This is a genomic window from Acinetobacter sp. G11 (genome assembly GCF_049808495.1).
GTDB classification, from domain to species: Bacteria; Pseudomonadota; Gammaproteobacteria; order Pseudomonadales; family Moraxellaceae; genus Acinetobacter; species Acinetobacter kookii.
In genome coordinates this window covers 99,938-113,751 of sequence record NZ_JBNCAT010000003.1, presented here as the reverse complement: position 1 = coordinate 113,751, position 13,814 = coordinate 99,938, and the positions used below count along the sequence as shown (strand labels likewise).

Genomic DNA, 13,814 nt, shown 5'->3' with positions numbered 1-13,814 from the left:
ATGCTCCTTATGCTTCAACTGCGCTTAAAACACGTTCTGCAAACATTTCTGCGGTACGCGCAGCTGCTGCAGTCATAATGTCGAGGTTACCGGCATATTTAGGCAGGTAATCGCCCAGACCTTCAACTTCCAGGAAGATAGATACACGGTTACCGTCAAATACAGGACCGTTCACCAGTTTGTAACCTGGTACATATTTTTGAACTTCCTTGATCATCGCATGCACAGATTCTGTGATTGCAGCCTGATCTGGCTCACCTTCAACCAGGCAGTGAACCGTGTCACGCATCATCAGTGGTGGCTCAGCCGGGTTAATGATGATGATCGCTTTACCCGCTTTAGCACCACCGACTTTTTCAATCGCACCTGCTGTGGTACGGGTGAATTCGTCAATGTTTTTACGTGTACCCGGACCTACAGATTTAGTCGATACAGTAGCAATGATTTCACCATATTCAACCGGTTGAACACGTGAAATTGCTGCAACCATAGGAATCGTTGCCTGACCACCACAAGTTACCATGTTTACGTTTGGTACTTCGCCCGCGTCTAACAAAGCTTCCAGGTTTACTGGTGGTACACAGAATGGACCGATCGCAGCAGGCGTCAAGTCAATCATCAACACGCCAAGTTCATTCAACTTGCGGCTGTTTTCAGCGTGAACGTAGGCAGAAGTTGCATCGAATGCAATTTTGATGTCGTCTTCCAGAACGTGAGGAAGTAAACCGTCTACACCGTCAGCAGTGGTTTTTAAACCCATTTTCGCAGCACGTGCCAAACCTTCAGAAGTAGGGTCAATACCCACCATCCATACTGGCTCTAAAAATTCGCTGCGTTGTAATTTATACAGCAAGTCAGTACCAATGTTACCTGGACCGATCAATGCACATTTAATCTTTTTCATGAACAATTTCTCTTAAAAAACGCTCTTAAAATCTGGACTTATTCAGCAGCGAATGCAGCAGTTACAGAACCAAAACCTTCAATTTCAACCACGAATTCATCACCCGGGTTAGCGACAACCATAGGACCTAATGCACCCGTCAGGATGATGTCGCCTGCAAGTAAAGGACGGCCACGGCGTACCATTTCATCTGCCAGCCAAACCGCTGCGTTTAACGGGTTAGCCAGACATGCTTTACCCACACCTTGAGACACGATTTCTTCGCCGCGTTTCATGATCATTTTGCAGTTAACGAGGTCTAAATTTTCCAGTTTCACAGGACGTGAACCAAGAACATAAGCCGCAGAAGATGCGTTATCTGCCACAGTATCAATTAAACTGATTTTCCAGTTTTCGATACGGCTATCCACAACTTCTACAGCTGGCAGTGCATATTCAGTTGCACTGATAATGTCTGCATAAGTGTGTTTTTCTTGGGTTAAATCTTTGTTGATGATTAACGCGATTTCTGCTTCAACTTTAGGTTGAATCAACAGGCCGGCTGGAATCGCTTCGCCATCGCCATAAGCCATGTCAGCAAACAACATACCGAAGTCCGGCTGGTCTACACCCAGCTGTGCTTGCACAACTTTAGAGGTTAAACCGATTTTACGACCGGTTAAACGGCGGCCTTCAGCCTCTGCACGTTTGGTATTTACTTCCTGAACTGCGTATGCGATATCCACATCAGCACTTTCACCGCCAAGTTGCGGGCGAATCGGTGCAATCGCAGTTTTTGATAATTCAGCGTCACGTAATGCTTGCGCAACTGATTCAACAACAGCAGAATTCGACATCAATGTTTCCTTAAACTGCAAAAATTGGACTTATACCGTTATCGATGGAAATGCGATGAACAACGAGAAAAAAAATCTGTGAACTGATCAAAGCCATCAGCAAATGGGTGCTGCCCATCTTGGCAAACGCGTATATGTATAAACGGTTTTAGAATCGGAAAATTGCGCTTTTTATGCCAATACTTATTTTATTTATGACAATAGCTAATTCCTATAAATTGACTTGGTTTTATTTTAAAAAAACAGTCATATGAACTAAATATAAAAACCGCTTTCTCATCCAAGCTTCGGCTCAGATTGCCAGATTTCTAAAAGAGCCATCCATCTACGACTAAAAGACTAGATACTTTGCCCATTTTTAATACAGCTCATTTATTCGAGCGGGCAGATATAAATAAAATTTATTAAAGATTAATATTTTAAATTCTAGTGATTGATCAGCATCAGCTTTAGTTTATTTACTGCCAAAAACTTTTTTACACTGCCTTTTTCTATTCCCTCACGACCCATTTGAATATCAAGATAAACCTGTCCACCTGGCAACGGAACATCATGAGCCTTCATTTTTTAAGGGACTATTCGCATTAGATGAAATGAAATAAGAATAAAAAGGAGAATCTAAATCCTCCTTTTAACCGATTACACTGAGCTCAAACCGCCTGTTTTAAATTCACCTGGTTTAATAAAAGCTGATGCAAATCTGCGACATCCTCTGCAATGGCCAGCGGATGATAGCGGGCAAGGACTTCAGGCGTATGCACGCCATAACTTACTCCTATACGCGGCATGGCAATATTTTGTGCCATTTCCAGATCATAGGAAGTATCACCAACCATAATCGCATGTTCAGCCTGGACACCCGTTTGGGTCAAAATTTCTTCCAGCATTAAAGGATGGGGTTTAGATCGGGTTTCACTGGCCGCACGTGTCGCGGCAAACAGCTCCATGCTTTGTGTCTGCTTCAAGACACGATCCAGACCTTTACGGCTTTTGCCTGTAGCGACTGCCAGTTTTACATCCGCTTGAGCCAATGCTTCCAGCATGTCGGCAACACCAGCAAACCATTGATCACCCGTTGAGTTGGCAACGTAGTGCTCTGAATAAGACTGTAAAATATCGGCATGCAATTCAGGCACTGCCGGAAATAAACGCTGTGCGACTTCCGGTAAACCTAACCCGATAATACTTTTGGCATCTTCATCGGTTAAGGGTTGCTGGAATTGTTGTGCTGCGAACTGCAAACTCGCCACGATTTGACCGACCGAATCAAATAAAGTGCCATCCCAATCGAAAATGACCAGTTTTACAGGTGTGTTCATAAATGCTTTCCTAGTATTTGATTCAGTATTTAATTGTTCACCTTTCCCTAGCCCTCTCCTACAAGGAGAGGGAAACCCTTTTGCTTAGTCATTCATTTTTTACTAAATCAAAATACTGACTACACGAAGTCTGAGTTAATGACAGAATATTTTACGTGATGTCCCCTCTCCTTTTTAAAGGAGAGGGTTAGGGAGAGGTCATCCCTCTTAGCTTCTTTTTTCTAAAGAACTGAAATTCTGTAGTGGTTTAATAAAGGAGGGTTAAGATGGATTTTTATCAATCCTTCTTCTGTGCTCTAAGTTGCGCCACCAGACTCTGCATATCTTCCGGCAATGGCGCTTCAATCACGGGATAGCCCGGAATTTCCAGACGCATGGCATGCAGGCACAGACGACGTGGATTTGGACCTTTGTATTCCGTTTGATGACCGTATTTATCATCACCAATTAAAGGATGACCAATACTTAAGCCATGCACACGAATCTGATGGGTACGGCCAGACAGCGGTGAAGCATACACCAATGTGCCATGCATGAAACGCTCAGCCACATTCCATTGGGTTTTACTGTCCTTGCCTTCTTTAGACACACGAACCCGGCGTTCGCCATTGGCCAGTTCATAACGGTGCAAAGGTGCATCAATCAGCTGTTGATCCAGGCTCACCTGCCCTTTAACAATCGCGGCATAGGTTTTTTTGATTTTGTGTTCACGCAGCATATCCTGCAGTGTTTTTAAAGTGCTGCGCTTTTTACTGATCATCACCAGACCGGACGTGTCGCGGTCAATACGGTGAATCAGCTCCAGATATTTTTTGCCGGTAGCCGCACGCAAGCCTTCAATCAGCCCATAAGCCACACCGCTACCGCCATGCACCGCAATTCCTGAAGGCTTGTTCACCACCATCAGCCCTTCATCTTCATACACCACACGGCTGAGCAGGCTTTGTGCCACCTTGTCTGAGACCGGTGCCGCCGTTTCATCTTTCGCTTCAAAACGAATCGGTGCAACGCGAATCTGGTCGCCAATATTCAGTTTGGTTTCTGCCTTGATGCGCTTTTTATTGACCCGCACCTGTCCTTCACGGATTAAACGATAAATCCGACTTTTAGGCACACCTTTCAGTCTGGAAAATAAAAAATTGTCGATGCGTTGACCCAATTGATGTTCGTCCACTTCAAACCAGGTGACACTTTGCCATTCTTGCGTAGAATTCATACAGTTACGATGACCCAAAAAATACTAAAATTGATTAAAAACTGATCACTTAGGCTATGCTTTACACAAGAAAGATAAGCTTAGCCCATAGGCAGATGATGCAAGGTTTGATATAGTCAGCGCACGGATACCGCCGTTAGTGTGAAAAAATTTAATTACTTCAATCTTTTTTTGAAGCTCAATATTAAATTTCACCATTCACATTAAATACGGAAAGGTCCCTAAAGAATATGCCGACGCCGAAGGCTTATTATATCGGCAAAAAAGCAAACTGTTGCGTTTAATTGTACTTCGTACATAAATCAGTTTGCCCTAAAAAATATGTCGCCAACCTAGTTGGTTTTTAAACGTAAACTGATACACATCAGATTAGTCGCACCCTGAAGTCGCATTCAGGCTACAACGTTGATGCATTGGATCTGCACATAAAGCAAAGATACGATGATAATTCCGTATCAAGACGCCCGATCATGAATTAATGAAGGGACGATCTTCAAGCTACGTGACAGTGAAAGTTACTCACATCCAATGCACCGTTTGTCCGCCAGTGAATCGTCCAGGTGACTTTAATCGTTTATAAGATTGAAGCCGTATTGCCATCTTCAATACGTGAATCAAAAACCGAAGCCCAAAAAAAGGCCGGTAAAAAAGCTCAGACCACAATTGCGTCATTTTGAGATCTGGGTGTTGATCCGTAATGTATGATGTTCGCTACGTGTATAGCGATGTCCTGCTGTGTATCACTATTAGGTGTTACACCCATGAAACGTATGTTGATTAATGCAACACATGCCGAAGAGATTCGCGTTGCACTTGTCACTGGTCAGCGTCTTTACGATTTCGATCTAGAAAATCGTACCCGTGAACAAAAAAAATCCAATATCTATAAAGGTCACGTGACTCGCGTTGAACCTTCTTTAGAAGCTGTTTTTGTAGAGTATGGTGCAGGCCGTCAAGGCTTCCTGTCCATGCGTGAAATCGCAAACTCGTATTACAAGGCAGATCCTCGCCAAACTTCAAATATCCGTGAATTGATCACTGAAGGTACCGAACTTTTAGTACAGGTGGAAAAAGAAGAGCGTGGCAATAAAGGTGCTGCCCTTTCTACCTTCATTTCGCTTGCCGGCCGTTATTTGGTGCTTATGCCAAACAACCCGAAAGGTGGCGGTATCAGCCGTCAGATTTCCGGTTCAGTGCGTGAAGAACTGAAAGAAATGTTGGCTTCACTGAATATTCCGCGTGGCATGAGCGTGATTGTGCGTACCGCAGGTATTGGCCGCTCGCAAGAAGAACTGCAACTTGATTTACAGCACTTGATGGATCTTTGGGCGCAAATCCAGAATACGGCAAGTTCAGGTCCGTCCCCAATGCTGGTCCATCAAGAAGCCGGTGTAGTGACTCGCGCAATTCGTGACTATTTACGTGATGATGTTGCAGAAATCCTGATTGACTCGGAACAAGCCTATAACGAAGCCTATAACTTCGTGAAAGCAGTCATGCCACGTCAAATCGACAAGTTAAAAACCTATACTTTAAATGAGCCTTTATTTGCTCACTTCGGTATTGAAAGCCAGATTCAAACGGCTTATGAACGTGAAGTAAAACTTCCTTCTGGCGGTTCAATCGTGATTGACCAGACTGAAGCTTTGGTTTCAATCGACATTAACTCGGCTAAATCGACCCGTGGTCATGACGTTGAAGACACTGCTTTAAACACCAACCTGGAAGCAGCAGAAGAAATCGCACGTCAACTGCGTTTACGCGATATCGGTGGCCTGGTGGTGATCGATTTTATCGACATGACCAAAGACCGCAACCAGCGCATGGTGGAAGCCAAACTGCGTGAAGCCACCCAAAGCGACCGTGCCCGCATCCAGTTTGGTCAATTGTCCCGTTTTGGCTTGATGGAAATGAGCCGTCAACGCTTGCGTCCATCGCTGGAAGAAGCAACAGGTTACGTTTGCCCACGCTGTCATGGTACCGGTATGGTACGTGACTTGCGCTCTTTATCACTTTCAATCATGCGTAAAGTGGAAGAAATTGCACTGCGTGAACGTCACGGTGAAGTTCAGGTTGAAGTTCCGGTTGAAATTGCAGCATTCTTATTGAATGAAAAGCGTCACAGCCTGGTTTACTTAGAACAAACGTCAAATGTCCGTGTAACCGTATTGCCTCACCCGCACCTGGAAACACCACATTACGAAATTTCGTATAACCCTGAAGGTTTTGCCCCAACCAGCTATGAACGTACCGAAGCCACCCGTTCAAGTGAAAAAGAGTTAGGTTATGAAGCGTCTGAATGGCATTTAGGTGAAGAGCAACCAGCCCAGCAAGCTGCTCCACAAGCTTCAAGCCAGCCAGAGCGCAACAACAAGAAAAAACAGCAGCAACATGCTGTTCAACCACAAACTCAAGCCGCTGCCCCTGCTGCACCGTCGACCAGTCCATGTGCCTGGTTAGAAAACCTGTTTGTACAAAAACAGGCCGCAACTGTAGATCAGGCGCGTACTGCAAACAACGCTGCTGCGGCTATTGAACAAATGGTCAATGCTGGCGCCGTAAGCCGTGGTCAATTCGGTCAGGTGGTAACAGCTGCTGCACCTGCACCTGCTGCGACAACAAGCAGTAATGCTTACTTAACGCCAAATGCTCCTGCAAGCAACAAGCAGGAACCTCGTGAAGTTGCAGATAAATATTCTGACAAAGAAGAAAAATCGCAGCGTCACAATAAAAAGCGTAACAAGCCTAAAGAGCAACGCGAACAAGTTCAGCATGACAATCAGCAAAATCAGGTGCATGAAGAAATTGTTCAGGTTCCCCGTCATGAGCAACGCCAAGAACAGCGCCAGGATTCACGTGAAAACAAGCGCCCTTCTCGTCGTCAACAGGCTGATCAGCAAACCGAACAAAATGCTGTGCCACGCCGTGACCGTCGCAACCAGCAACGTCCGGAACGCCCAAATCGCCACCGCGATCAAAGCGTATTGAACGAACAGGCAGCGCAATCAGCTGCACCGGCTGCACCGGCTGCAATTGTGAATGAACAGCAACCTAAAGTCGAAGTGATTGATACACCTCGTCAGGAAGTTCTTGCAACTGCATTGGTGGTTAATGTCGATCAGGCGAAAAGTGAAATTGTTGCGTTAGATTCAGCACCTGCTGTGATTGAAGCATCTATTCCTCCAGCAACTCCGGTAGCAGCTGAAGCGCAAGCGCCAGTCATCGAGAAGCCAGTGGTCGCGAAGGAAGAAAAACCTGCTGCAACTGAAACTCATGAGCCACACAAGCCACGTTCTGCAGACAAGCGTGCCAGCAACGACCCTCGTATGCGTCGTCGCCAAAAACGTGAAGCTCAGGCAAAACAGGCTCAGGCACCGAAGTTAAGCCCTTCTCAGGTTCCAACTTTGGGTCAATACACCGTGATCAGTCTCATTCGCCATGTTTATGGTGAAGATTGTTCCGTGCTGATTGAACAGTTCGGTTTAATTCCAACATTCAACCGTGCCTTGGTTAAATTTACCGAGCAGTATGCTGCAACGCTTTCTGTTCAGGCAACCGAAGCTGAAATACCAGCACAACCGGTAACACGTGATGTAGCAGTCACCAAAGCCGCCCCTGAAGCAGAACCTGCACCCGTGCTTGACTTGACGCCGCCAAAACCGGTGTCGGACAAACGCGTGGCAAATGATCCACGTGAACGTCGCCGTTTGGCAAAACAGGCTGCAGAACAGGCTTTAGAGCAAGCAAAGCAGGCGCATAACCAACCTGAAACTGCTCCGGCCGAAACTGTTGCTGTAACAGAAGCAGAAACGCCGACAGCCGAAGTGGCCGAAGCCGAAGTAACTCAAGCAGTCGTTGAACCAGTAGCAACTGAAGCAGTGGCTGAACCTGTTGCAGAAACGGTAGCAGCGCCAGTGGAAACTGAACAGGCCGCAGAACCGGTACAAGCTGAATTGGCGGTAGAAGCTGTTCAGCAGGATGTACAAACTCCGGCCGAGGCTACAGCAGAAGCTGAAAAAACCGAAGGTGAAGAAACGGATAAACCTGTCCGTCCTCGTCGTCCTCGCGGCCGTCCACCAAAGAAAGCAACCTCTGCAAATGAGTCATAATTTGTTCTAAAATTAGCTCTCGTGCAATGAAATAAAAAAACCTAGTCATTCCGGTGACTGGGTTTTTTTTGATACTTTTGTCAGATTAGGTTGATTGCACTAGACTGAAACGATTAAAAGACAAGTGTACAAATCATAGCAAGCATATTGCGAACAAATAGACTGTATTGGATTACGAAAAATAATAGGATTCATATGAACCACACTACACCGAGCGATCTTATCGGTATTGCGGATGTTGCAGCCAAAATACCTAAATTTATCAGCAAAGTCCCTCATTTATTGAGTGGTCTCAAACAGGCCTATTTGCGTACATCCAATACTCCAGCAGGCTTGGGAATTGCCTTTGAAAAAGCGGTAAGACACAATCCGCACGGCACGGCTTTATTATTTGAAGATCAGAAATTCAGTTACGAAGCACTGAATGAATGGGCCAACCAGATTGGACACTTTTATTTATCGCTCGGTGCCCAAAAAGGCGACGTGATTGCGGTGATGGTAGAAAACCGTCCAGAGCTGATTGCTACCGTTATCGCCCTGGCAAAAATTGGCGTTACCTCTGCTTTGGTCAATACCTCACAAAGTGGCAAGGCCCTGACCCATAGCATTAATCTGGTCAAGCCAATTGCCGTGATTACCGGTGAAGAATGCCGTGCAGCTGTAGAAGAGGTTCGCCAGGATCTGGAACTGGCAGCAGACCGTTTTCACTGGTTCGCCGATCAGGCCACGCAGGTGGATGCCGGCACAGCACCGCAAGGCTGGATCAACCTTGCAGAAAAAGCGGATCAATTTCCGAAATTCAATACCCCGACCACACACACCATTCAAGGTAAAGATGGTCTATTCTACATCTACACCTCAGGCACGACCGGCCTGCCTAAAGCGGTCATTTTCACCCATAGTCGCTGGACTTTGGCTTATGGCACCTATGGTCACGTGCTGGATTTAAAACCTGATGATGTCATGTATTGCACCCTGCCGCTGTATCATGCCACCGGCATTGTGGTGTGCTGGTGTGGCGTGATTGCAAGCAGTGCAACTTTTGCATTGCGCCGCAAATACTCGACCTCTGCTTTCTGGAAAGATGTCAAAAAATTTGATGCTTCAGCCATTGGTTATGTCGGTGAACTCTGCCGCTATTTAATGGATGCTCCCCCGTCTGAACTGGAAAAAGGTCACCGTGTCACTAAAATGATCGGCAACGGCATGCGCCCGAATATCTGGGACAAATTCAAGGAACGCTTCGGGATTGAAGAGGTACTTGAGCTGTATGCATCCAGTGAAGGCAATGTGGGTTTTAGTAACGTGTTTAACTTTGACAACACGGTCGGCTTCTCTCCAACCCCTTATGCGATTATTGAATTTGATAAAGAAAGCAATCAGCCGGTGAGAGATGCCAAAGGCTGGTGTAAAAAAGTCAAAAAAGGTGAAGTCGGCTTACTGGTGGGCAAAATTACCCGCCGTTCACCTTTTGACGGCTATACCGATCCGGAAAAAAACAAATCCGTGATTATGAAAGATGTTTTTAAACATGGAGATGCATTCTTTAATACCGGTGATCTGGTACGCGATATCGGTTTCCGTCATGCCCAGTTTGTAGACCGTCTGGGCGACACTTTCCGCTGGAAAGGCGAAAATGTGTCTACCACAGAAGTTGAAAATGTGGTCAGTGAATATGAAAAAATTGCTGAAGCCGTGGTTTACGGGGTGGAAATCCCCCATACCAATGGACGTGCCGGCATGGCAGCCATTACCCTGAATGAAGGTGTAGAATTAACCGCCCAAGACTTGAAGCAGATGGCAAGCGAGTTTAAAAAATGTTTGCCGGCTTATGCAGTTCCGGTATTTTTACGTGTTCAGGCACAAGTCGAAACCACAGGCACATTTAAATATCAAAAGAACAAACTGAAAGAGCAGGCTTTTGATCCCGACAAGACCGATGAGCGTTTGCTGGTACTCCTGCCAAATGCAACAGAATATTGTGATTTAACTGCGGAGATATTCAACAATATTCAAGCCTATCAATACCGTTTTTAATTGCAGAGCCGTTGTTTTTTTACGAGATTAAGCAAATTTGTTGTATTTATAATCAAACATCAACAAGTTTGCTAATTTTTACTTGCGCTCGTTTGATAACTTGCTACAATACGCTCCATCAAAACAAAGTGGTGTTTAGAAAGCTTTTATTTTCTTGCACTGCACATTCAGACAAGCGCTGAATGTTGGTTCAGGGTCGTTAGCTCAGCTGGTAGAGCAGCGGACTTTTAATCCGTTGGTCCCGCGTTCGAATCGCGGACGACCCACCACTTATTTTGATTGATCTAGAGATGGGTCGTTAGCTCAGCTGGTAGAGCAGCGGACTTTTAATCCGTTGGTCCCGCGTTCGAATCGCGGACGACCCACCATCTTTTTGAAGGCTTCTGACACGAAGCTTTTTTAGCTTTTAAAGCACTCTTTCTGAATGGGTCGTTAGCTCAGCTGGTAGAGCAGCGGACTTTTAATCCGTTGGTCCCGCGTTCGAATCGCGGACGACCCACCATTCTTTCTTAGGGCTTCTTTCTGTACTACACTTTCCGTACTACAATAGAAACGAAACCTGCAATATTCCGACCAAGACAAACCACACCGTTTCGGTTGATTCGCCATTCTCGAAATTTTGCTACACCGATGCTGCAAAACACAATGCTTGAATGCATTCTTAAAAAATCTTCGATTTTTTCTTGCCTCGGGTGAACCCTTAAAGTGATGCTTTAGGTTCACTAATCCTTACTCAGGGTTGTTAGCTCAGTTGGTAGAGCAGTAGACTCTTAATCTATTGGTCGAGGGTTCGAGCCCCTCACAACCCACCAGATTTCTTTATTATTCATCTTATTTCTACACGTCAATATAAAAAAAATACTGCACTTTTAAAAAATTTTTTATCCGTCTGGCTCAATCAAACCAGCGCCTCAACTTTAACTGGCTTTCTCCTTAAGCAAACGGTAAGCCTGTTGTGGAAAAGGATTGCCTTCGGCAAAATATTGCTCGTTTAAGGCGGATGCATGGGCAATCTTGTCCAGATCCATGACCAGATTTTGATCTTTATCAATATTATAAAAAAATTCTACGCCATTTGAGCGATACAAAATCACCTGATGATTTTGCACATCATATGACCAGCGATCTTGACGGTGATAGGGGTTTGAAGCGAAGCTGATTTGCCCTGAATGGATCAGGTTGCGATGGGCAATCCCATCCTCCAGCAAATTAATCACATAATCTGCTGTACCCTCTTTACATCTGACAAAAGGATCATCACAACTGATCGTAGCTTGATAGCGGCCAATATAGGGCTGGGCACTTTTTGGCAGGGTATTTTTAAGCCCTGGCTCGGTTTCCCCTACCGGAACAGTCGCCCGCCCCGCAACATCGGTCAGGCTTTTAGCCTGCTCACCACTCTGAGCTGACGTTTCTTTTTTGATTTGCTGTGCAACAGAATCTTCCAAGGGTTTATTACAACCCATTAAAGCTGCACATATTACTACCAAGAAACAGCCATAATAATCCGTTTTTTGAAACACCTTTTCCCTCCTGGGCGTTAAATGCTCTTTGGCTGTCCCTAGCCATATTTGCCAATACAGAAAATAAGCTACAACGAAATGATATTTATTTTACACTCATACATTAAAGCTTATTTAATTGATTTTTATTGATATAAATCAACTTATTTAACCGAAGACCATTTTAAATCACGACATCGCAATACGCACTTACATTTACATAACTTAACTATTTTTTATGGCGTGTCCCTTTAAAAAGAATCATTCATCTCCATTTTTTATTTATAAGCGAGTTGTTTTAACTGCTTTGCTATTTTCTATTAAGGAGACCTAGATGGCCAATGTTGGTTTATATCGCTCTAAGCGTCAAAACATGATTGCAGGTGTAATGGGTGGTATTGCTGAACGTTTTGGTTGGAATGTGACTTTACTGCGCATTATTTTTATTCTTGTTTCTGTCATGAGCGCAGCATTCCCGGGAATCCTGGTGTATTTAATTTTATGGCTTGTGATCCCCAAACAGCCCAATACCATGTTTGGTCAGACACCAGCGTATAACAACCCGATCCGTACGGTAAATCCGGATCAAAATCGCTAACAACCCGTTGAACTCCATGAGTTGAGTTCGTTTTATGCTACGACTTTTACCCCAATCAGTCGTAGCTTTTTTTTTGCTTTATTTTTTGCTTTATGCCGCTACATTCAACTGCTGGTTCAATGCCGCAATCATATCCGCTCGGCTAATAATGCCCACCATTTTCTGTTTTTCCACCACGGGAATATAGTTAAACGAGCGCTCGACAAAATAAGGCACCAAATCCTGAATCGGCTGCTCCGGCTTTACGGTGATGACCTGCCGAACCATAATATCCTTGACCTGACGCTGCCATGTGGTTCTTAAATCGGTTGCACGTTTAAACCATTCCACCACTTCGTATAAGGCCAGCGTACCGACCAGTTGCTGCTGGGCATTAATCACCGGCAGGCTCATTAAATTCATGTGCTTGAATTTATCCAGGGCAGAATGAATATCCTCATTTTCATTCAAGCTAATCACGTCTTTGGTCATGATGTCCTGACACTTAAACTGGCTTATGCCGCGGGCATTGGCTTTCTCCTGGGCTGCCAGAATGATTTTTTGCAGGTCATATTCACTAATATCCAGCAGCTCGGTCTGCTGATCCAGCGTTGCCTGAATATCCTGCGGTTGAATGGTGACTTTTTGCGTTGGTGTCGGATCTTTAGAACGCTGGTTGATCTGGGCCATTTGCGGATATTGTTTTCCAAGCAGGCGGTTAAACACAATTGCAATCACCAGCAACAGCATGGAGTTTAATAACACCGGATAAAAGATAAAATGATATCCCAGCTCATGGACTGCCTCTCCCCCCAAAACGGCAGTTATGGCTACCGCCCCACTTGGCGGATGCAATGAATCGGTAGTCATCATCAAGATAATAGACATCCCCACCGCCACGCTAAAAGCTTCGGTCAGGTTAGGAATATACATGGCGCAGGTCACCCCAATGACTCCGGCAATGATATTTCCCACCACCATATTCCACGGCTGTGCCAAGGGACTGGCAGGCACGGCAAACAGCAACACCGAAGATGCCCCCATCGGCGCGATATACCATGCATTGATATCCCCCAGCACCCACCAGCTTATGAAAGAGGAAAGTGCCAGTCCAAGCAATGCACCCAGACCGCACAGTAGGCGCTCTCTCAGGGGAAGAACCTTGAAATTGGGTTTTAGGATATTCAGCCATTCAAGTCGGGAATGAAACACAGCACGCCTTTTATTGTTTTGGGGAAGAAGCTGCAAATTATAGAAGGTTGAAGATTAAAGGTGTATTTATTTTATATCTTATATTTATCAATAAATCTGTGA

9 protein-coding genes, 4 tRNA genes and 1 pseudogene are annotated in these 13,814 nt (G+C 45.1%); 7 read left to right on the top strand and 7 right to left on the bottom strand.

What is annotated here, in order from left to right; genetic code table 11:
- Positions 1-7: 7 nt before the first annotated feature.
- The 5 genes and pseudogenes from ACPUEY_RS02280 to ACPUEY_RS02260 all read right to left on the bottom strand — a co-directional run bounded on the left by ACPUEY_RS02280 (position 8) and on the right by ACPUEY_RS02260 (position 4,638).
- Positions 8-904: an acetaldehyde dehydrogenase (acetylating) gene (locus ACPUEY_RS02280; protein ID WP_425121005.1), complete on the bottom strand. Its 897-nt coding sequence runs from the start codon at positions 902-904 to the stop codon at positions 8-10.
- Positions 905-942: 38 nt separating this feature from the next.
- The gene (locus ACPUEY_RS02275) at positions 943-1,740 is read right to left on the bottom strand and encodes a 2-keto-4-pentenoate hydratase (RefSeq protein ID WP_131272890.1); all 798 of its coding nucleotides are present in this window, start codon (positions 1,738-1,740) and stop codon (positions 943-945) included.
- Positions 1,741-2,390: 650 nt separating this feature from the next.
- Positions 2,391-3,059, bottom strand: coding sequence for an HAD-IA family hydrolase (locus ACPUEY_RS02270; RefSeq protein WP_131272892.1), 669 nt, complete (start codon positions 3,057-3,059; stop codon positions 2,391-2,393).
- A 277-nt stretch (positions 3,060-3,336) separates the two neighbouring features.
- A complete protein-coding gene (locus ACPUEY_RS02265; protein WP_131272894.1) occupies positions 3,337-4,275 on the bottom strand; it encodes an RluA family pseudouridine synthase in 939 nt (312 codons plus the stop codon).
- A 54-nt stretch (positions 4,276-4,329) separates the two neighbouring features.
- Positions 4,330-4,638: pseudogene (locus tag ACPUEY_RS02260) on the bottom strand (hypothetical protein).
- A gap of 398 nt (positions 4,639-5,036) precedes the next feature.
- Here ACPUEY_RS02260 and ACPUEY_RS02255 point away from each other — a divergent pair.
- The 6 genes from ACPUEY_RS02255 to ACPUEY_RS02230 all read left to right on the top strand — a co-directional run bounded on the left by ACPUEY_RS02255 (position 5,037) and on the right by ACPUEY_RS02230 (position 11,233).
- A complete protein-coding gene (locus ACPUEY_RS02255; protein ID WP_425121004.1) occupies positions 5,037-8,384 on the top strand; it encodes an Rne/Rng family ribonuclease in 3,348 nt (1,115 codons plus the stop codon).
- Positions 8,385-8,579: 195 nt separating this feature from the next.
- Positions 8,580-10,421 carry a long-chain-acyl-CoA synthetase gene (locus ACPUEY_RS02250; protein WP_425121003.1) on the top strand — a complete coding sequence of 614 codons (1,842 nt, stop codon included), beginning with the start codon at positions 8,580-8,582 and terminating at the stop codon, positions 10,419-10,421.
- A gap of 193 nt (positions 10,422-10,614) precedes the next feature.
- A tRNA-Lys gene (locus ACPUEY_RS02245) sits at positions 10,615-10,690 on the top strand.
- A gap of 23 nt (positions 10,691-10,713) precedes the next feature.
- A tRNA-Lys gene (locus tag ACPUEY_RS02240) sits at positions 10,714-10,789 on the top strand.
- Between the two features lie 58 nt (positions 10,790-10,847).
- Positions 10,848-10,923, top strand: a tRNA-Lys gene (locus ACPUEY_RS02235).
- 234 nt (positions 10,924-11,157) lie between these two features.
- Positions 11,158-11,233, top strand: a tRNA-Lys gene (locus ACPUEY_RS02230).
- A gap of 105 nt (positions 11,234-11,338) precedes the next feature.
- On the opposite strand, the gene ACPUEY_RS02225 is transcribed toward ACPUEY_RS02230, so the two are convergent.
- Positions 11,339-11,944 carry a hypothetical protein gene (locus ACPUEY_RS02225; RefSeq protein WP_261181209.1) on the bottom strand — a complete coding sequence of 202 codons (606 nt, stop codon included), beginning with the start codon at positions 11,942-11,944 and terminating at the stop codon, positions 11,339-11,341.
- 313 nt (positions 11,945-12,257) lie between these two features.
- On the opposite strand from ACPUEY_RS02225, the gene ACPUEY_RS02220 reads away from it, so the two are divergent.
- The gene (locus ACPUEY_RS02220) at positions 12,258-12,521 is read left to right on the top strand and encodes a PspC domain-containing protein (RefSeq protein ID WP_092819110.1); all 264 of its coding nucleotides are present in this window, start codon (positions 12,258-12,260) and stop codon (positions 12,519-12,521) included.
- Positions 12,522-12,611: 90 nt separating this feature from the next.
- Here ACPUEY_RS02220 and ACPUEY_RS02215 read toward each other — a convergent pair whose 3' ends face one another.
- The gene (locus ACPUEY_RS02215) at positions 12,612-13,712 is read right to left on the bottom strand and encodes an HPP family protein (RefSeq protein ID WP_425121002.1); all 1,101 of its coding nucleotides are present in this window, start codon (positions 13,710-13,712) and stop codon (positions 12,612-12,614) included.
- Positions 13,713-13,814: the final 102 nt, after the last annotated feature.